The 16,447-nt window shown below is 63.5% G+C and carries 22 protein-coding genes; 2 read left to right on the forward strand and 20 right to left on the reverse strand.

Going from position 1 to position 16,447, the window contains the following annotated elements; translation table 11 throughout:
- Positions 1-310: 310 nt before the first annotated feature.
- Positions 311-769, forward strand: coding sequence for a GatB/YqeY domain-containing protein (locus A8B82_RS14525; RefSeq protein WP_067293799.1), 459 nt, complete (start codon positions 311-313; stop codon positions 767-769).
- Between the two features lie 48 nt (positions 770-817).
- Here A8B82_RS14525 and A8B82_RS14530 read toward each other — a convergent pair whose 3' ends face one another.
- From A8B82_RS14530 to A8B82_RS14610, 18 genes are all read right to left on the reverse strand, one after another.
- On the reverse strand, positions 818-1,930 hold the full coding sequence (locus tag A8B82_RS14530) for an NADase-type glycan-binding domain-containing protein (RefSeq protein ID WP_067293802.1): 1,113 nt from the start codon (positions 1,928-1,930) through the stop codon (positions 818-820).
- A gap of 69 nt (positions 1,931-1,999) precedes the next feature.
- Positions 2,000-2,482 carry a DUF2244 domain-containing protein gene (locus A8B82_RS14535; protein WP_067293965.1) on the reverse strand — a complete coding sequence of 161 codons (483 nt, stop codon included), beginning with the start codon at positions 2,480-2,482 and terminating at the stop codon, positions 2,000-2,002.
- Between the two features lie 258 nt (positions 2,483-2,740).
- A complete protein-coding gene (locus tag A8B82_RS14540) occupies positions 2,741-3,640 on the reverse strand; it encodes a TonB family protein (RefSeq protein ID WP_067293804.1) in 900 nt (299 codons plus the stop codon).
- On the reverse strand, positions 3,637-4,023 hold the full coding sequence (locus tag A8B82_RS14545) for an ExbD/TolR family protein (protein ID WP_067293808.1): 387 nt from the start codon (positions 4,021-4,023) through the stop codon (positions 3,637-3,639). The genes A8B82_RS14540 and A8B82_RS14545 overlap by 4 nt, the downstream gene beginning before the upstream one ends.
- The gene (locus A8B82_RS14550; RefSeq protein WP_082899325.1) at positions 4,020-4,400 is read right to left on the reverse strand and encodes an ExbD/TolR family protein; all 381 of its coding nucleotides are present in this window, start codon (positions 4,398-4,400) and stop codon (positions 4,020-4,022) included. The genes A8B82_RS14545 and A8B82_RS14550 overlap by 4 nt, the downstream gene beginning before the upstream one ends.
- Positions 4,393-5,043, reverse strand: coding sequence for a MotA/TolQ/ExbB proton channel family protein (locus tag A8B82_RS14555; protein ID WP_067293813.1), 651 nt, complete (start codon positions 5,041-5,043; stop codon positions 4,393-4,395). The genes A8B82_RS14550 and A8B82_RS14555 overlap by 8 nt, the downstream gene beginning before the upstream one ends.
- Positions 5,040-5,474: a hypothetical protein gene (locus A8B82_RS14560; RefSeq protein WP_067293815.1), complete on the reverse strand. Its 435-nt coding sequence runs from the start codon at positions 5,472-5,474 to the stop codon at positions 5,040-5,042. Before A8B82_RS14560 ends, A8B82_RS14555 begins: the two co-directional genes overlap by 4 nt.
- 155 nt (positions 5,475-5,629) lie before the next feature.
- Positions 5,630-6,100: a Dps family protein gene (locus tag A8B82_RS14565; protein ID WP_067293818.1), complete on the reverse strand. Its 471-nt coding sequence runs from the start codon at positions 6,098-6,100 to the stop codon at positions 5,630-5,632.
- A 104-nt stretch (positions 6,101-6,204) separates the two neighbouring features.
- On the reverse strand, positions 6,205-6,627 hold the full coding sequence (locus A8B82_RS14570) for a hypothetical protein (protein ID WP_067293820.1): 423 nt from the start codon (positions 6,625-6,627) through the stop codon (positions 6,205-6,207).
- Positions 6,628-6,691: 64 nt separating this feature from the next.
- Positions 6,692-6,952, reverse strand: coding sequence for a DUF1289 domain-containing protein (locus A8B82_RS14575; protein ID WP_067293823.1), 261 nt, complete (start codon positions 6,950-6,952; stop codon positions 6,692-6,694).
- Positions 6,953-7,004: 52 nt separating this feature from the next.
- Positions 7,005-7,475: a hypothetical protein gene (locus tag A8B82_RS14580; RefSeq protein WP_161489463.1), complete on the reverse strand. Its 471-nt coding sequence runs from the start codon at positions 7,473-7,475 to the stop codon at positions 7,005-7,007.
- A gap of 8 nt (positions 7,476-7,483) precedes the next feature.
- The gene (hemP, locus tag A8B82_RS23630; protein WP_082899326.1) at positions 7,484-7,648 is read right to left on the reverse strand and encodes a hemin uptake protein HemP; all 165 of its coding nucleotides are present in this window, start codon (positions 7,646-7,648) and stop codon (positions 7,484-7,486) included.
- A 5-nt stretch (positions 7,649-7,653) separates the two neighbouring features.
- On the reverse strand, positions 7,654-7,812 hold the full coding sequence (locus tag A8B82_RS24195) for a hypothetical protein (RefSeq protein WP_161489464.1): 159 nt from the start codon (positions 7,810-7,812) through the stop codon (positions 7,654-7,656).
- Between the two features lie 168 nt (positions 7,813-7,980).
- The gene (locus A8B82_RS14590) at positions 7,981-8,349 is read right to left on the reverse strand and encodes a glyoxalase superfamily protein (protein WP_067293829.1); all 369 of its coding nucleotides are present in this window, start codon (positions 8,347-8,349) and stop codon (positions 7,981-7,983) included.
- A 90-nt stretch (positions 8,350-8,439) separates the two neighbouring features.
- Positions 8,440-9,222, reverse strand: coding sequence for a heme ABC transporter ATP-binding protein (locus A8B82_RS14595; protein WP_067293832.1), 783 nt, complete (start codon positions 9,220-9,222; stop codon positions 8,440-8,442).
- Positions 9,219-10,286, reverse strand: coding sequence for a FecCD family ABC transporter permease (locus A8B82_RS14600; protein WP_067293835.1), 1,068 nt, complete (start codon positions 10,284-10,286; stop codon positions 9,219-9,221). Before A8B82_RS14600 ends, A8B82_RS14595 begins: the two co-directional genes overlap by 4 nt.
- A gap of 3 nt (positions 10,287-10,289) precedes the next feature.
- Complete coding sequence (locus A8B82_RS14605) at positions 10,290-11,165, reverse strand: heme/hemin ABC transporter substrate-binding protein (protein WP_067293837.1); 876 nt, start codon at positions 11,163-11,165, stop codon at positions 10,290-10,292.
- Complete coding sequence (locus A8B82_RS14610; RefSeq protein WP_067293839.1) at positions 11,162-12,205, reverse strand: hemin-degrading factor; 1,044 nt, start codon at positions 12,203-12,205, stop codon at positions 11,162-11,164. Before A8B82_RS14610 ends, A8B82_RS14605 begins: the two co-directional genes overlap by 4 nt.
- Positions 12,206-12,401: 196 nt before the next feature.
- On the opposite strand from A8B82_RS14610, the gene A8B82_RS14615 reads away from it, so the two are divergent.
- Entirely contained in the window at positions 12,402-14,459 is a 2,058-nt protein-coding gene (locus tag A8B82_RS14615; protein WP_067293840.1) for a TonB-dependent receptor plug domain-containing protein, read from the forward strand.
- A 23-nt stretch (positions 14,460-14,482) separates the two neighbouring features.
- Here the strand turns inward: A8B82_RS14615 and A8B82_RS14620 are convergent, their stop codons facing one another.
- Positions 14,483-14,875, reverse strand: coding sequence for a VOC family protein (locus A8B82_RS14620; RefSeq protein WP_067293843.1), 393 nt, complete (start codon positions 14,873-14,875; stop codon positions 14,483-14,485).
- An 87-nt stretch (positions 14,876-14,962) separates the two neighbouring features.
- Positions 14,963-16,291, reverse strand: coding sequence for a leishmanolysin-related zinc metalloendopeptidase (locus tag A8B82_RS24420; RefSeq protein ID WP_067293845.1), 1,329 nt, complete (start codon positions 16,289-16,291; stop codon positions 14,963-14,965).
- Between the last annotated feature and the right edge of the window lie 156 nt (positions 16,292-16,447).

Here is a 16,447-nt window from a genome sequence, read left to right on the forward strand (position 1 = left end):
CCACAGTTCCCCCGTTGTCTGGGCGGTGGCCCCAAAGCCCATGCCGTAAAATAGGGACCCATCGGCAAGAGCACGGCAGGGGGGGGGGCTTGGGGGGGTGGGCGCGGACATCGGGGCAGCCTCCGAAACGGGATGTGGCAGGGTAAACGGCTGGCAACCTACTGCCGGCGGGGGGCGGGGTCAAGGCTATGGGCGAAAACATATTTCCTTCAATATCAATGGGTTGTCTATGCGTGCACCCCATTGCCTGCCCCGCTCACTATGGCTATGGTAGGCTCTTTGATACTGTCTGGACCAAATAGGGGACCGCATGACACTGCGTACGCGCATTTCGGAATCGCTGAAACAGGCGATGAGAGACAAGGCTGCCGACCGGCTGTCCACGCTGCGGCTGATCAATGCCGCGATCAAGGACAAGGACATCGCGGTGCGTGCCACCGGCAACGATGACGGTGTGGCCGACGAAGAGGTGCTGGCGATCCTTGGCAAAATGGCCAAGCAACGACAGGAATCGGCCCGCGCCTACGAGGAAGGCGGCCGGCTGGACCTGGCAGAGCGCGAGAACGCCGAGATCGAGGTGATCGAGGAGTTCCTGCCCCGCCAGTTGACCGAGGCCGAAGTCGCGGCAGCGGTGGATGAGGCCATCGCGAGCCAGAACGCCAGCTCCATCCGTGACATGGGCAAGGTGATTGGCGTGCTCAAGGGCAAATACACCGGCCAGATGGACTTTGGCAAAGTGGGTCCGATGGTGAAGGAAAAGCTGAGCTGATTGTGTCGTCTGGCGCGGCACATGCGCTGCGTCCGGCGGTTTGTGCCATCATTCCAGAATCAGTTCGCTGATGGCCGTGTCGGTGTATTTCGTACCCGGATAGGTCGATCTGATCGTCAGGCTGATCCAGTCCAGCCCGCCCAGACCGCTGGTGTCGAATTGCTGCACGCTGGGATTGTCCATCAGGGTGATGGCCCCTTCGTTTTGATTGGAAGCCCGCAGGTGCAAGGCGCGCACGCGGGCGTTCTTGAGGAAAATGTCCTGTGATTTGGCATAGCCGGTCACAATATTCAGGCGGCGGATGGTGGTGGGCCGGTCAAAGCTGACGGTGATCTGCTGGCCTTCGCCGGTGCCGCTGACCCCCTCGACCCAGGCGGTCGCGACATCGCCGTCGAACATGTTGCTCAAGGCATAGCTGTTGCGCCCTTGCGAGCCCAGCGTGGAAGAGGCGCAGACGCGCGCGGCACCCAGCGTCAAATTCAGGTGACGGCAGGATTCTCCGGCCATCGCGGGGGCGCGCGTCTGCATCTTGATGACGGGGGCGGGTTGCTGCGCCACGGGGGTGGCGGGCACCGCGGCACCGCGCCGACGTTCCCAGCCACGCTGCACTGCCTCAAGCCGCTGACGACGTGGCGGATGCGTGGCTGATCCCGTCTCGCCAAAGGATTTCCACAGTGCCTGGGTTTCGTCCAGCGATGCACCAAGTGCGGCAAGGGTGAAGCCCGCGTATTCATCGGCTTCCAACTCTGTCGGGGGGCGCGACCCGCCTGCGGTGATCGTATGGCCCTGCAAGTGGTGCCCGACCTCATGGGCCATCACCGCATAAAGCTGCCATTTGCTGTCAGGCCGGTCGCGGTAGGTGCGCATCCAGACCGGGTTGAACGCCAGATAGCGCTGCTCTTCGATGATCACGGCGGCGGCGTTGCCGACTTCCTGCGTTTCGACCACCTGGAAATTGGGCGCCAGACCCGAGACCCCCAGGATATCGTTCACGACCGACCAGACCTCCTGCACGGAGAAATTATTCGCACCGGCGAAATCGGAAATCTCGATGTTCACCTTTTCGCAGCCAAGAATGGTGCAGGCGAGTTGTTCTTCGGCCAGCGCTGGCGCGGCGAGCATCACGGACAGGGCAAGGGGGGCTTGGGCAAACAGGCGCATGGTAATCTCCGTGATCTATCGTGAATTAACCGCGCCGCAGACGGGCGGGGTACCCCCCGAACAGGGGACCTAGCGCCGCAGCGACCGGTTGAGGTCGTCATAGAGTGCGATGCGTTCGTCCTCGCTCAGGAACCTGCCGATCTCGACCTCGCGGCCCTGGCCGGACAGGGTGATGTAATGCGGCACCGGGCCGTCCTTTTCATACCTTGTCACCCTGGTCCAGTAGCGGTTGCATTCCCATTCCTTCACCTCGCCCTTTGCTGTGCGGTGGGTCAGGTGGGCGGTTTCGGCATCTAAGGTCAGGATTTCCTCGATCTGGCGGGATCTATGGTTGGTTTGCAGGGCAAGATAGATGCCCGCCACCGCCGCCATCATGAAGGGCAGCAACCCCCACAACAGGATCGTGCCCAACAGCGGCAGGGTCGGGATCAGGATCAGGGTGAAGGTGACCAGTATGAAGGCGGCAAACCCCTTTGCGGGCAGCGATTGATGCGGCCAGAGGCGCATGCGCTGCGGGGTCTCGTCAGGTTTTGTGGTCCATTCATAGGGCATGGCGGAAAAATAGCGGTATCGCGGGCAGAGGCAATGCGGCACCTGCGCCCAGGCCCATGCGTGCGCCAAGCGGGGCAGGGACGCGCTGTCTCTTCCCGACATCGCCCGCAATTCCGTGCAGGAGCAGGCGGATGTGCCGTTCGGACCTTCATCTATCGCGCAGGAACAGGGGGGGCTTGGCACCCGGCGGGGGTGCTGTTGGATCCCGGCCGGGCATCGGCGGGTTCCCCGGCAGAAAGCGCGCCGGGCGGCCTGCGCCTACCGGCCCTTGATCTCGATCGAGAACCGTCGCATCGCGCCCTGCGGCGGTCTGGGGAAGGGCCCCGCGCCGCGCACCAGCCGGACGGCGGCCTGATCAAGGGTTGCGGACCCCGAACTGCGCGCCAGCGTGACCGAGGCGAGGCCGCCACTTGCCGCAATGGAGAAGGCGATCACGGCGGTGCCCCTTGCATTGACCCGCGGCTTGCCCGCGCGGGACAGTCTGCGCATCACGACGCCGGGATAATTGCTGGCCGCTGCATTGCCCGCCGCCTGCTGTTTTCCCCCGTTCCCGCTGGCGCGTGCCTTGGCGGTGGCCTCGCCTGCCGTTTCACCGGCGCGTGCGTTTTTCTTTGCGTTCCCTTTGGGTTGCGCCTTTTTCGGTGCCGTGCGGGCCGTGGGCTTTGGCGGGGGCGGTGCCCTGTGAGCGGCCTCAAAGGCGGCGCTGCGGTTCTTGGGCCGCACCGATTGCGTGACCGTGGCGGTTTCGGGCGGTGTGCTTGTGATCCGCTCCGGCACCGTGGCGCTGGCCTGTTTACTGACAGCAGGTGCGGTGACGTCGGGTTGCAGGGGCGGCAGGTCTTCGCCGCCTGTCGCTGCGGCGGTGCTGGCAGGGGCAGGCGCGGCCGCATCCGGTGTGGGTTGTTTCTCGGCCTTTTCGGGCGTCTCGGCGGAGGTGCTTTCGGCGGGCGCAGGCGTCAGTTCCGTATCGGCCCGTTCCGGCGCAAGCGTGCCTGCCGCCATGTCCTGAAACCCGTTGCCGAGACGGACTTCGGCGGCGCCGTCGGCCCCTTCGACCAGCACGGGTTCTGGCGACACAAGGACAAGCGCCAGCGCGCCATGGGCCAGCACCGCGAAAGACAGGGCGGCACCTTTTGCAATGGTGGAAACACGGGTCATTGCAATCCCCTTTCGGTGACGATGGCGACCTGCTTTGCCCCGGCTTCGCGCAGGGCACGGCCTAGGGTGATCAGGGTGGCCGCAGGCAGGTCACGGTCCGGCACGATCCGCACCCTGTCGCGCACCTCCTGTGGCAATTCATCGAAAAACGCCGCAGCGGATGCGACCGGGATGCCCCGGTGCGTCATGCGCCCGTCGGCGTGGACAACCAGAACATCGGCGGGCGCGGTCCCTTCGATCCCTTCTGTGCGCACAAGCGCCAGGTTCGCATCAAGTGGTGCCGCAATGGTGCCGGCCACCAGAAAGAAGATCAGCATCAGGAATACGATGTTGATCAGCGCGATGGTCGGCTCGCGCCGCGATTTGCCGTTGCGCCGCTTCATGACGGTTCCAGGACGGTAACAGTCAGGTCGGGGATGCTGCGCAGGGCCCCCAGAAGATCGGTCAGCCGTTGCGCTGTCACATCCGCGCGGGCCGCGACCAGAACGCCGAGAGGGGTATTGTCAGCGCGGTGCGGGGCCAGCGCCCCGGACAGGTCCGGCAGCGCGAGGGTGTCGCCGTTCAGGCGCAGGCTGTCTGCCGCAAGCGAGACAAAAACCGGCTTTTGCGATGATGCGGCACTGCCCGCACCGGCAGAGGCAAACTCGACTTCTGCGAAGCGGGTGAAAGTGGAGGTCAGCATGAAGAACAGCAGCAGCAGGAAGATGACGTCGATCAGCGAGGTCATCGACAATGCGCGCCGCTGTCGGGCTTTACGCATGGGCCGGTACTCCGACAGCCTCGGCTGCGCTGCCCTGGCCCTGCGGTGCCAGGACCGTTTGCAGCGCCTTATGCGCCAGGACCCGGTCGGCATCCATCCGCGCTTCGAACCAGCTTAGAATCACCGATGTGGGCATTGCCACGGCAAGCCCTACCGCCGTTGTCAGCAGCGCGACCCAGATACCCCCGGCCAGGATCGAAGGGTCAACCTGTGCGCCCGCTTCCTGCAGGGCCTGAAAGGCCGAGATCATGCCCAGAACCGTGCCGAACAGCCCCAGCAGCGGTGCCAGTTGGGCCACCGAATCCATCAGGCGGAAACCGCCTTCGAGCCGGGCAAAGCGCGCCTCCGCTTCCGCCTCAAGGCGGGCGGCGTCGACCTGACCGTCAAAGGCCATGGAGATGACGGGCACAAGGTAGCTGCGCGATTGCGCGACATGGCCCCGGGCGGCCGTGCGGTCGCCCGCATCCCAGGCGGCAATGGCCGCCTGTAGCGCCTTGTGGCGGCCGACGCCTTCGACGGTGAATTGCCACAGCTTGTACAGGACAACACTCAGGACAAGGACCGAAATCAGCCCCAGCAGCAGCACAACCGGACCACCCAGGTCGGTGATGCGCTGGATCGCTTCGCGCAAAGTTTCGATCATCCCAGCACCTCCGTTTCAACCCGGCTGCGCAGTTCCAGATCCTTGTTGCAGGCGTCTTCGGGCAGGTCCGCGCCTGTACAGGTCTCCGCGCCGTTGATCAGCAGGCGGCCCAGCGAGGTGCAGGCCAGTCCCGGCACGACAAATTGCCGGGCTCTGGGGCGGGCGGCTGGCAGGGTGCCAAAGTCGAACAGGGTCAGGCGGTCAACCTGGCCCGTGGTGTCGAAAAGCACTGCCTCATAGACAGCGCTGTCGATGTCGGTGTCATGCCCGTTCTGGACAAGGAATGTGACGCGGCAGGCATTTTCGACCGGTTCAAGCGCGTTCAATTCGATCATGACGTGCTTGCCCTGGGCCTCCTGGGCCAGACAGGCCGTGCCCGATTGGACAAGTGTCAGCACTGTGGCTGCAAGGATATGGTGGATTGCCTGCATGGCTCCAGCCTCCGATTACCTGATGGATATTCTGGCTGGGGCCGTAGCCCTTGCTGGATGGCGCGTTGCTACCATCCGGCAAGGGGGGATTCAATACCTGATTGAATTAGTATGTTTTGGAGGCGTTGCTGTCTCGCGGCGATCGGGCACCGCGTTCAGTCAAGGTGGGCGCGCAGGATCCAGGCGAATTTCTCATGCGTCTGGCCCCGTGAGATGCACAGATCCTCGGTCAGCGTGTCGCCCTGCTCAGCGGCCAGTTCGCCGGCCCCGGCAAGGGTTTCGGCAAGTGTTTCCTGTGCCTCTTTCAGCAGGCGGATCATCTCTGGCGCTGCGGGAACGCCCGTGGCCTCGGCCACTTTGGACCGCTTCAGCATACCGGCAAGGGTGCCTTCAGCATGGCCACCAAGCGCCTTGACCCGCTCTGCCAGATCATCCTGAGCAACGAAATGATCTTCGTAGATGGTCTGGAACAACGCGTGAAGGGGGCCGAATGCCATGCCTGTCACGTTCCAGTGGAAATTCTGCGCAAGCATCGTGGTCACGGCGGTTTCGGCCACGCATTGATTCAGCGCCTCGACGATCTGGGTCGTGGCATCGGTGGAAAGGGTCTGTGCTGTCTGGGTCATTGTGGCCTCCTGCATCATGAATAGGGTGCTGGCTGGCATTGTGCTGGCTTGCACCGCCAAATTACAAATGGTGCAGCGATTTGGCAAGTCGAATTAGAACTATTCTAAACTTGGTCCTGAGCGTTGACCACGGTTTGCAAGAGAAAGGCAAGGTTGCGGCGCGCGTGTCTGGGCACGCGGGAGTGCAGCAGGAATGTCGCGCTGGCAGTATCGTCGGTTTGCAGACTGCGGGCGAGGGCCATCAACCAGTCCTCGTCAAAGGAGGTCGCGCGCTCTTCCATCCGGTAGAGTACCGGTCGCCGCCCCAGGGCCTGATGCAGGCAGCGCATCAGCACCTCTGACGCGGCCTGTGCGGCCACCTGCCGGTTGCCCGACAGGGCGGCACAGGCACCGAACAGATCGACATAGGTCTTGCACCGGCTGGTGCGGGCGGCATGGCGCAGGTGTTCCAGCAGCGACAGGGCGGGCGCGTCCCTGGCCGGTTCAAGACGGTCCTGAAACGATATTCTGCGCTGCGCTGCTGTCATCTGTGCCTTGTCCTTTTTCAGTCTGTCTTGGTGTATTCGGCCCGCGTGATGCCTTGTGCCGGGGTCATGCGGCCTTGCCGCCGGACAGCACGGAGAGGCTGACCTTCTTCTTGCGGCACCGGCTCTCATAGGCCTTTTCCCAGTGGCTGTAGCGCCCCATCACCGCTTGTTGCGCAACCAGCAGTTCGATGAACGCCTCGCGGTCGGCGTTCTTTTTAAGCCCTTTGAAGACGGATTTCTGCGCCTTTGTCATGGAGCAGCCGATGCAATGGCCTTCGCGTTTGAATTTGCAGACGTCGATGCAGGGGCTGGGAACTTTTGACATGGTATTCTCGCTTGAGTGGGGCAGGTGGCCCGGTCTGGCTTGGCTGTGGGGATCAGTGAAGGGTGCGTTCCTGGCGGGCATCGTGGCTGTCGCGCGACGGGGGTGCCTGGCGGGCGATACATTGCATGGCAAGGCCAACCTGGGCTGCCATCAGCGCCACATGTTCCGCCTGGGATGCAAGCACGATCAGGCTGGCAATCATCGCCGCTTCGGCAAGATCGCCGCGGGCCGCCTCGCGCACGACCGTTTGCAGCACCGCCTCGTCCGAACCGATGCAGTCGCAGCCAAGGCCATGTCGCACCAGCGGGCGGCGCGCATAGGTGCAGAGCGCGGTCAGCAACCGCTCGAACTGGCGTATCTCTGCACGCCCGCCTGCGGCACCAAAACAGCGGGCAAAGCCGGTGCCGACCCTGGCCTGGCCCTCAAGGCTGTCCATCCACAGCCGCATCGACAGGATCAGCTCCGCCTCCCAGGGCGGGACATCGGTCAGCCGGCCGACAACAGTGCTTCCAGCGCTTGCCATCGCTTCGGTCATTTTGTCAGGATCAGCTTGCCCGCACGGGTGATGCGCAGGGTATAGGTCTGGCCGTCCAGAACGATATTGGCCTTGAGGCCGTTCACGATCAGATCACGCGCGTCATAGACGGCGGTATCGTCGGCATTGTCCTGTGCGCGGGGGGAGGAGAGGTTCGGCATCAGGGTCATCGGCCTTCTCCGGGGCTGCACTTGAGGCCGGTCAGTTGTGCCAGGGCAAGGCTTTCGATCTTTTTACTGTCAGCGCCTGACATCACGATGTCGTGCCAGTCGAGGCTGGCCGGGGCCGCTGCGGAATCTCTGGCGTCATGCTCGGGTTTGATCACGTCTGTCTCCTTTTTCGTGAACATCCGGGCTGCCTGAGGTGGTGGCTGGGACGGGGTTGGGCGGGCTCATGAAAACTTACTATTCGAGTCGGGTATTGACCCCTTGTTATCCTAATCCGACAAATTCAGTCAAGAATTGAAGTTGGGGACGCAGATGTTTGCAGCCGGTTACTTGCCGTCTTTCTGATCGAGAAAATTCAACCGGTTGCCGAAAGGGTCGGTGACCCGCATCTCCAGGCCCCAGGGCAGGGGCTCCAGCCCCGGACGCATGTTGGAATAGGGGCGCAGGGAGCCGTGCCAGGCGCGCAGGTCGTCGACATGCACCATCACGCTGGAACCGGGCGTGGCATCGCCGTGGTGCTCGCTCAGGTGCAGGTGGAACTCACCCAGCCTCAGAAAAGCATAAAGCGGCGCTTCGGCGTCGAAACGATGTTCGCCCACCCAGGTGAACCCCAGCCAATCGAGATAGAATTCCCGTGCCTTGGCTTCGTCGAAAATGCGGAACACCGGCGCGGTGCGTGTGACATGAGGGGTCATGACGGCACCTGTGTGGCCGCGAACATGGTCTGGGCGGAGGTCATCTGGGTCTCCTCTCGGTTTCAGGCGTTTGTCGGATACCCGGCCCCCTCAGGCAGAGGCGGCATGGGGCAGGATATAGGGGATGCCCGCGGAGGGCGGGGCCGAGACACGCAGGGTGCAGCCATAGGCCCGCGACAGGGTTTCATCGGTCAGCACCTCGGCAGGCGTGCCAAAGGCGATGCGCTGCCCCTCGGCCAGGATCGCCACCCGATCGGCATAAAGCGCGGTCAGGTTCAGATCATGCATCACCGCAATCACGCCGCCGCCGTCACGGGCAAAACTGCGGGCAATTTCCATCACTTGCAATTGGTGCGCGATGTCCAGGCTTGAGACGGGTTCATCCAGCAAGAGCCAGCGCGGCTGACCATCCTCGACAGGGGCCCAGACCTGCGCCAGCACACGGGCCAGCATGACGCGCTGCGCCTCGCCGCCCGAAAGCTCCTGAAAGGTGCGGTCGGCGTAATGGGCCAACCCGACACGGGCAAGCGCCTTCATCGGCACTTCGGGCCGGTCCCCGGCGGTGCCGGTTTGCAGGCCAAGGCGCACAACTTCGATCACGCTGAAAGGGAAAGCAAGCCGCGATGCCTGCGGCAGGACCGCACGCTGTGCTGCCAGTTCCCAGGGTTTCATCCGGGCGATGTCGCGCCCATTGATGCTGACCTGGCCGTCAAAGGGCAGGGCGGCGGTGATGGCCCCCAGCAGGGTGGATTTGCCCGATCCGTTTGGTCCGACGATTGCAGTGACCTCTCCGGCCGGGGCGGTCAGGCTGACCCCGCGCAGGGCCGCGTGGCTGCCATAGAAGACGCGGATGTTTTCGGCGATCAGGTTCACAGGTCCACCAGCCCCTTGCGCTTCAGCAGGATCCACAGGAACACCGGTGCGCCCAGCACGGCGGTGACAATCCCGATCGGCAATTCCGCAGGCGCGATGACGACGCGGGCGATGACATCGGCGAGGATCAGCAGGGTTGCCCCCAGCAGGGCGGCATTGGGCAGCAATGTCCGGTGATCGGGGCCAAAGCCAAGGCGCAGCAGATGCGGCACCACGATCCCGATAAACCCGATCCCGCCGGAAACGGCGACAGCCGCCCCGGTGGCCCCGGCCACCGCGAGGATGGCGATGGATTTCATCCGCTGCACGTCGATGCCGATATGGGCCGCCGTGGCCTCGCCCAGGGCCAGCCCGTTCAGGCCCCGGCCCAGCATCATGGCTGCGCCGAGTGCCAGCAGGATCATTGGCCCCGCGCCCAGAACCTTGGCCCAGCTTGCGCCGGCCAAAGACCCCAGACCCCAGAATGTCAGGTCGCGCAATTGCTGGTCATTGGCAACATAGACAAGGATGCCGGACAGCGCGCCTGCCAGCGCCCCCAATGCAATGCCCGCCAGCAGCATCGTCGCGACAGAGGTGCGCCCGTGCCGGGTTGACACCCGGTACAGCAGGATGGTTGACCCCCAGCCGCCCAGAAAGGCCGCAAAGGGTGTCAGTTGATTGCCGGTCAGGTCAATCAGCCAGGCGGGCAGCAAGGCACCCAGCACAATGGCCAGGATCGCGCCCAGCCCGGCCCCCGCGCCGACCCCGACAATGCCGGGATCGGCCAGCGGGTTGCGGAACAGCCCCTGCATGGCCGCACCCGAAACCGCCAGCGCCGCGCCCACCAGCACGCCCATCGCCAGACGGGGCAGACGGATGTCAAACAGGACCACTTGTTCCATGTGGGTCAGGGCCTGCCCCTGCACCATCTTGCCCAGCATCGCGGACAGGGTCACATCGGTCGCGCCGACCTCAAGACTGGCGATACAGGCCAGCGCCAGCGCGCCTGCCAGCATCCAGTGCAGCGCACGGGCGCGGCTCAGCCTGTTGCCGGGGGGCGGGATGATATCCGTCAGCGACGCCATCGGTCAGCTTTCCTGACCGTATAGCGCTGCGTTCAGGTCCCGGACCGCGCTGGCCGTGCGCGGCCCGAAGCCCAGCATCAGCAGCCCGTCCATGCGCACGACGGATCTGGTCTGCGCCGCAGGGGTCAGGCTGATGGCGGGCATGGCGAACAATTCGTCATCCGCCACGCCATGATCGCCGCCCCGGTCCATCATCAGGATCACATCCGGCGCGGCCAGACCAACCGCCTCATCGGTGATCTGCTTGTAGCCTTCGTAGTCCGAGACAGCGTTCACCCCGCCCGCCATGCGGATCAGCACATCCGCTGCCGTGCCGGTGCCGGAGGCGTTGATCCTGCCGCCCTGGGTGGACAACACAAAGAGCACGCGTTTCTTTTCGCCAAAGGGGCGCGCGGCATCCGACACGGCATCTGCAAGCGCCGTTGCAACCTTTTCAGAGAGCGCCGCGGCCTGGTCGGGCACTTCAAGAGCGTCCCCGATCACCCTGATCTTGTTCAGAATTCCCTCGGCGGTCAGCGCATCGGGTATTTCGACAAATTCGACATTGGCACCGCGGATCACCTCCAGCGCCTCGGGCGGTCCCGCGCCCTCTTCGGAGAGGATCAGCGCAGGCCCGACTGACAGCACCCCCTCGGGCGACAGCGCGCGCATATAGCCCACATCCGGCAGATCGGTGACATCGGGCGGATAGGTCGAGGTGGTATCGCGCGCCTTCAGCCGGTGCTGCTGGCCCAGAGCCACGACAATCTCGGTGACCGATCCGCCGATCGACAGCACATCGGCCCCGGATTGATCCGCGCGGGCAGGGGAGGTAAGGCCCAGCGTAAGGGGCAGGGCAAGGGCAGCGGCAAGCAGGCTGCGATGGAAACCGATCCTCATGCCGGGACCTCTTCCAGCGCTGACAGACCGGTGACAATGCGGGTCCAGTCGGGGCGGGAATCGCGCCCCTCCTTGCCAACCCCAAAGACCTGAAAGATCAGCCCACCCTCGGCATCAAAAGCCTCTACCGACACGGCAGAGCCGCGCTGCGTGGGTTTCTCCACCGCCCAGACCTCGGCCACTTTGTCGAGGCGCAGGTGCAGGTTGAAGCCGGGGTCCATGACGTTTTGCCAGGGACCCATCGGATGCAGCTTGTGGATCGGGCCGGTGTGAATCTGGATGCAGCCCCGGTTGCCGACAAAGACCATCACCTCGATCCCGGCATCGCGCACGGCATGCAGCATGTCGTCCACGGCTTTGGGGTCAAGCTGGCGCACAAATGGCGCACCGGCGATCCGGTAGGCCCCCAGCCGGTTCATCTTGAGCTTGGAGCACAGGCGCAGAAACTGATGGGTGTCGGTCAGCCGTGCCCATTCGGCGCGCAGGATGTCCAGCTTGTCCGGGGCCGATTTTGCCGCCTCCACCGGTTTGCGCGGCGCGACTGCCTGGCTCTCTGCCTGATCCTCCACCGCCAGATCGGCCACAATCCCGGCCCATGCGTCCTGGTTAGACGTCTCTCTGAGGTGGATCTTGTGTACCGCGTCGCCCGCCGCATCAAATATCTGCAACGCGCGACGCAGGCCCTGCTCGGACTCTGTTTCGACCGCAAAGGCATGGACCCAATGGGATGGGAAAATGCGCAGGTCGATGTTCTCTGTCAGTGTCATCGCGGCATGTTCGCCGGGATGGTAATTGCCGTATTCACCCACCTTCTCGTGGACACAGGCCGCAACCCGCGTCAGGGCCATGACCTCGCCCAGCTTCTCGGCGGCAGGAATCACCTTGTCGGGATGCGCGTCAATCCGCGTCACGCCGTGCCCGACGCGGGCGGCGACGAACTCCGCTTCGGAAATGTTCAGCTTGTCCGCGGCGTCGCGCGCGCGCAGCTTGGGGTTTTCAGTCTGGAAAACACGAATATCGGCAGGGGATAGTTGGGTCATGGGCGTCCTCGGATATGGGATGGTCCGATGGCTGCGCCCGGTTTTTCCGGTGCGTGGCTTTCGCAAAATACTTGACTGTTTTAGTCTGGTACGATTAAGGGTGCAACCCATACGATTGCGATAATCGTCAATTCACAAAAACCTGCCGCGCCAGCCTTCGCAAGCTTCGGCTATTTATTCCTGAAGGATGGCGCAAATGCTTACCCCCCTACTTCGCGGCACGACCGCGCTTGTCTGCCTGTCGCTGGCAGTACCGGCCCTGGCCCAAGACAATGAAACGCCCGACAATGACACACCCGGTTTCCTTGGCACTCTCATTCTCACCGGTGGCAAGCGCGACCTGAGCTATGGCACGGCTCTGGCACGGACGGTTGTGGGTGAGGAAGAGATCGCGGACCGGCAGGCCAGCACCGTGGCGCAAGTGATTGATTCCATACCCGGCGTGACCCTTGTGAACGGCACCACGCCGCAGGGATCGGGCATCAACATCCGCGGTTTCGGGGCGAACACCACCTATGGGTCGGACCAGAAGATCGCCGTGCTGGTGGATGGTGCCACTGTCGGATCGGAAGAACTGTATCGCATCGGCACGCAGCTTTTCACCGATCCGCTGCTCTATCGTCAGGTCGAAGTGCTGCGCGGCACCATCGGCAGCTTTGCCTATGGGTCGGGCATCGTCGGCGGTGTGGTCAAGCTGGAGACAAAGGACGCATCCGATTTCACCGGCGGGGTGCCGGGCTTTGGCGGCTCGCAGACCTTTGAGTACAGTTCCAACGGCGACGGCAAGGTCAGCTCGACCAATCTGGCCTGGATGCCGACACAGCGCGCCGAGTTCCTGCTGAACTATTCCTTCCGTGACCAGAATGACCTGAAAGCCGGCGACGGCAGTGTGATCGGAAACAGCGCGTTTCAGACGCCTTCCTATCTGGCAAAGGCCAAGTTCACCTTTGGTCAGGATGACGCGCAATCGTTAACCTTCAGCCATTCGCGCACCGTGGCCGATGACAAGGATGTTCCTTATGACCAGTTCGACACCACCGGCGGCAGTTTCGGCAATGTGGACCGGCTGACCGATACCGCCCAGACGGTTCTGGAATACCGGTACAATCCCGCCAGCGACCTGATCGACCTGCGGGCCAACCTTTCCTATGCCGATCAGATCATCGAATATGACTATGTGCCGGGGTCTTCGCCGCTGGAGGGGACGCCCTCCTTTCCGTTCCTTGTGGATACGGTCAACGCGGATCAGCACTACGAGACGACAAAACTCACCCTGACGAACCGCGCCCAGTTCCAGACCGGGATGCTGTCGCATGACATGCTGGCCGGGCTTGAGGTGCAGCGCCGGGAACGGGCCGACAACACTGCCGCCGGGGCACCCGGCGGCCGCGATGACCGCTATGCGCTGTTTGTGGTGAACGAGATGACCGTGGGGCAGTTCACGATCACCCCCGCGCTGCGCTACGAGAATTCCCGGATCACTTCGGCGCTGCCGCTGGCGGGGGTGCCTGATTCCTATCAAAAGGATGCCCTGATGGGCGGGCTGGCACTGGCCTATGATTTCGGCAACGGCTTGTCCGTCTTTGGCAGTGCCGCCTATACCGAAGGGCTGCCGATCATCGACGATCTGGGCAACAGCGCCACCGCCCAGCGGCGCATCGCCACGGCAGAGAAATCGCACACGCTGGAGCTTGGGGCGGCCTATACGGGTACGCATGTCTTCGCGCCGGACGACAGCTTGACGATCCGGGGTAATTTCTATGCCACGAAACTGCGCGATATCACCAGCTACACAGTGGCCGGCGGCACCGGGGCGGAGCTGGAAAGCGTGGAATCGAAGGGCTTTGAGCTGGAGGCGTCTTATGGAATGGCCAGCGGTTTCTACGCCGATTTTGCCGGGCATCTGGGGAACGGGACGGAATACAATCCTGACAACACTTCAACCGTCTGGCGCAACAGCCCGGCAGACCGTGTCCTTCTGACGCTGGGCAAACGCTGGAACGACGATTTCGACCTGAGCTGGGAAATTGTCCATGCCGCAGACCAACGGGATGCGCTGGGGGCGGGTTTGCCGAACAGCACGGCGCATAACCTGCGTGCGACATGGCGGCCCGATCAGGGCTGGCTTGACGGCACCGAGGTGCGCTTTGGCCTGGAGAATGTCTTTGACAAGGACTACGTCGGGCATCTGTCGTCACCCACCCGCAAGGCACCGGGCCGGACGTTCAAGGTGTCATTGACCAAGTCGTTCTGAACGGCGCGAGGGGGTAAGGGGTTTCAACTGGACGGCGGCACCGCGCTGCCGATCAGATCCCAACGGTTGCCGAAAATGTCGCGAAAGACGGCAACGGTGCCATAGGGCTCATGGCGCGGCGCCTCCTCGAATACGACAGATTTGGCGCGCAAGGCATTGTAATCGCGATCAAAACTGTCGGTGTTCAGAAACAGCCAGACCCGCCCCGCACCCTGGTTGCCGATGGCGGCGCGCTGGGTTTCGTTGCCCGGTTCTGCAAGGATCATGCCCGCGCCGCCGCCGGGCGGCGTGACGCGGACCCAGCGCTTGTGGCCCTGGTCGATGTCTTCGGTCAGATCAAAGCCCATCACATCGCAATAATAGGCGATGGCGGCGTCATAGTCGGGGATGATCAGGGTCAGTGCAGAGAGGTGCATATGCGCAGAATGGCCGCTTCCGGCGCGTCGCGCAACAGATTATCAGGGCAGGCCGCGCAACGGTCTGCCCCTTGCTGCGCCGGGCAGTCAGGCCATGAAGTCCAGCAGCGGGTCCGGCGGCAGCGGCGCGGTCTGATCGGTCGCGCTGTAGGGGTTGTCGTAAACGGTGTCATACCCCATGTCCTCCAGCGCCGCGATGGTCATCAGCGACACGAAGCCACCTGTATCGACGTAGCCGGTCATCAGTTCCGCATTGAACAGAAGCTCGTCCCAATGGCTGCCCGCCGTACCGGAGCCGCCATCCGTTTCAATCGGCACACCCGACAGCGACCCCGGATCATTGGCGGCAATATCGGGAAATTCGGTCTGGTAGACGTCAGTGGCATTCGCGCCGGTAAAGCGGATGTCGCCCCCGCCGACCGAGCCGCTGGTCAGCCCCATCAAGGACCAGAGCGAGCCGAACCCCATCGCATGCATCATTTCATGCAGGATGATGGCCTCCCAGTTGCCAAGGCCAAGCTGGTTCTGCGCATCCGCGCTGTCAAAGGTCATGGCCCCCGTCGCGGGCAGGTAGGTGCCATCGTTGCGGATTTCGCGGGGGCCTGCGCTGCCCAGGATGCCACCGACGCCGTCAATCGTGTCCAGCGTGGCGGTGATTGAGATGTCATCAATGGTCACACTGTCCACCAGCGCATCCGGCAGATCGCCCAGGATGATTGTGCTCAGGTAATCCGCCGCTTCGATAAAGGCGTTTTGCAATTCGGCGGTCCAGGTGCCGACAAATTCGATGGTGACATTATAGGCCGTGCTGGCCGGACCGCCGCTGGTATAGCCGGTCAGGGGGATCGTACCGGGATCTGGCGCCGCGTCGGGGTCGCGGCCATATTCGGCATTGTCACTGCCCGGCGGCGGGCTGGGCGGTGTCACCTGCGGCGTGCCCGGTGTGTCACCGCCGGGGCGGCCTGCGTTGACAGGCTCCTCCGGTTCGGTGGGCGGATCAAGGGGGGCAGGCGCCGGATCGGGGTCTGTATCTTCAGCCGGTGTCGGCTCTGGGTCCGGGTCCGGTCTGCCGTCGCCGGCTGCGTTGGCTGTGGCGATCCTGTTCTCTTCCGGCGCGGATTCCGCGTCTCGCTGGCCCCGGTCCGTTTGCGCAGATCCGCCACGTTCAAAGGTGAATTCGAAATGATCGCCCCGCGCTTGCGGTTCTGGCTGGGTGGATGCCGCCCCGGTCTCGTCAACCTCTGTATCCTGGCGGTGGTCCTCGACCGTTGGGGCGCGATCCCTGCCACCTTGAGGCGCAGGGCCGGACCGATCATGCCGGTCATCGGCAATGGATCGTTCTGCGACGGGGTCGGTACGTCTGCCGGGAGGGCGGGATGTGGGTGTCTCAGCACCAATTGAATTGCGAAAATACATCTGTCAAACCTTGCTCATTAAAATGTGAAAAAACTCTAACGACTTATGTCGAGAGTCCAAAGAAATTCATCTGAAAAGGGAAATGTGGTCAGATGCGCCGGACCGACCAGGGGGCCGGGCTGGCGCAGCCCCAAGAGCTTCGCGTTAAACCTGAAT

The sequence above is a fragment of the Sulfitobacter sp. EhC04 genome, from assembly GCF_001650875.1.
In the GTDB taxonomy this organism is placed as follows: Bacteria; Pseudomonadota; Alphaproteobacteria; order Rhodobacterales; family Rhodobacteraceae; genus Sulfitobacter.

Bases quoted from the DNA above. Each gene is read 5' to 3' on its own strand.
- A8B82_RS14525 (WP_067293799.1), top strand. From the start codon at position 311: ATGACACTGCGTACGCGCATTTCGGAATCGCTGAAACAGGCGATGAGA.
- A8B82_RS14530 (WP_067293802.1), bottom strand. From the start codon at position 1,930: ATGCGCCTGTTTGCCCAAGCCCCCCTTGCCCTGTCCGTGATGCTCGCC.
- A8B82_RS14535 (WP_067293965.1), bottom strand. From the start codon at position 2,482: ATGCCCTATGAATGGACCACAAAACCTGACGAGACCCCGCAGCGCATG.
- A8B82_RS14540 (WP_067293804.1), bottom strand. From the start codon at position 3,640: ATGACCCGTGTTTCCACCATTGCAAAAGGTGCCGCCCTGTCTTTCGCG.
- A8B82_RS14545 (WP_067293808.1), bottom strand. From the start codon at position 4,023: ATGAAGCGGCGCAACGGCAAATCGCGGCGCGAGCCGACCATCGCGCTG.
- A8B82_RS14550 (WP_082899325.1), bottom strand. From the start codon at position 4,400: ATGCGTAAAGCCCGACAGCGGCGCGCATTGTCGATGACCTCGCTGATC.
- A8B82_RS14555 (WP_067293813.1), bottom strand. From the start codon at position 5,043: ATGATCGAAACTTTGCGCGAAGCGATCCAGCGCATCACCGACCTGGGT.
- A8B82_RS14560 (WP_067293815.1), bottom strand. From the start codon at position 5,474: ATGCAGGCAATCCACCATATCCTTGCAGCCACAGTGCTGACACTTGTC.
- A8B82_RS14565 (WP_067293818.1), bottom strand. From the start codon at position 6,100: ATGACCCAGACAGCACAGACCCTTTCCACCGATGCCACGACCCAGATC.
- A8B82_RS14570 (WP_067293820.1), bottom strand. From the start codon at position 6,627: ATGACAGCAGCGCAGCGCAGAATATCGTTTCAGGACCGTCTTGAACCG.
- A8B82_RS14575 (WP_067293823.1), bottom strand. From the start codon at position 6,952: ATGTCAAAAGTTCCCAGCCCCTGCATCGACGTCTGCAAATTCAAACGC.
- A8B82_RS14580 (WP_161489463.1), bottom strand. From the start codon at position 7,475: ATGGCAAGCGCTGGAAGCACTGTTGTCGGCCGGCTGACCGATGTCCCG.
- hemP (WP_082899326.1), bottom strand. From the start codon at position 7,648: ATGCCGAACCTCTCCTCCCCCCGCGCACAGGACAATGCCGACGATACC.
- A8B82_RS14590 (WP_067293829.1), bottom strand. From the start codon at position 8,349: ATGACCCCTCATGTCACACGCACCGCGCCGGTGTTCCGCATTTTCGAC.
- A8B82_RS14600 (WP_067293835.1), bottom strand. From the start codon at position 10,286: ATGGCGTCGCTGACGGATATCATCCCGCCCCCCGGCAACAGGCTGAGC.
- A8B82_RS14605 (WP_067293837.1), bottom strand. From the start codon at position 11,165: ATGAGGATCGGTTTCCATCGCAGCCTGCTTGCCGCTGCCCTTGCCCTG.
- A8B82_RS14610 (WP_067293839.1), bottom strand. From the start codon at position 12,205: ATGACCCAACTATCCCCTGCCGATATTCGTGTTTTCCAGACTGAAAAC.
- A8B82_RS14615 (WP_067293840.1), top strand. From the start codon at position 12,402: ATGCTTACCCCCCTACTTCGCGGCACGACCGCGCTTGTCTGCCTGTCG.
- A8B82_RS14620 (WP_067293843.1), bottom strand. From the start codon at position 14,875: ATGCACCTCTCTGCACTGACCCTGATCATCCCCGACTATGACGCCGCC.
- A8B82_RS24420 (WP_067293845.1), bottom strand. From the start codon at position 16,291: ATGTATTTTCGCAATTCAATTGGTGCTGAGACACCCACATCCCGCCCT.